This window comes from Peribacillus sp. FW305-BF15 (genome assembly GCF_058783805.1).
In genome coordinates this window covers 1-723 of the sequence record NZ_JBYSYV010000073.1, presented here as the reverse complement: position 1 = coordinate 723, position 723 = coordinate 1, and the positions used below count along the sequence as shown (strand labels likewise).

Sequence of the window (723 nt, the reverse complement as noted above, 5' to 3'; positions counted from 1 at the left end):
CCCTACAGGATCTATGTCCTTACATTAGTTTCGTTGCCAACTAATCCCATGCTGATTTTGTCTGTTGATCTGTCTAAATATATTTGTCAAAAGTCAGTTTTATATTGATTAAGCTGCTATTGGTTCTTGAATAAATGCATGCATATGGGGGATATCCTTTAACATTTTCTCTTCCTGGAATACAAACTGTTTTTTCCCGATAGAAAAGAGAATGCGTATGAGCTTATTACATAAAGCAATTAAAGACTGCATCTTTTTCAACGGATTGTCAGGTCTCGTTGTGTAATAATGATGTAAGGCTTTAAAGGCTTTGTTCTTCGCTACTAGAATCATAGATGCCCGAAATAATAAGGCTCGTAATTTTTTACGACCACGTTTCGTTATTTTGGTCCTCCCTTTATGCTTACCTGATGTATTTTCTTTTAAGCTGAGTCCTGCCAGTTTGGTTATTTGACGAGGATGATTATATTCACTCAAATCGCCTACTTCAGCGAAGAAACCCGCCACTGTATCGCGTCCGATTCCTGTTATCTCTAACATTTGATCAACGCCTGGAATATCTTGAAGCAGTGTATCCAGAGTTTGATCAAGCTCTTCGAACTTGGCTTGAATGAGTTCATACTTTTGAATTAACGCTCTCAATTCCATTTTAGCCATCATGGCGCCCTGACGAATGCCAATCGAGCGATTGGCTGCTTCCTTTAAGGCCTGAATCTTCTTTAT

At 38.6% G+C, this 723-nt stretch carries 1 protein-coding gene; it reads right to left on the bottom strand.

Going from position 1 to position 723, the window contains the following annotated elements; genetic code table 11:
• Window positions 1–108: 108 nt before the first annotated feature.
• The coding region (locus AC3WLU_RS26740) for a transposase (protein WP_492598229.1) at window positions 109–723 on the bottom strand (615 nt) is incomplete at its 5' end.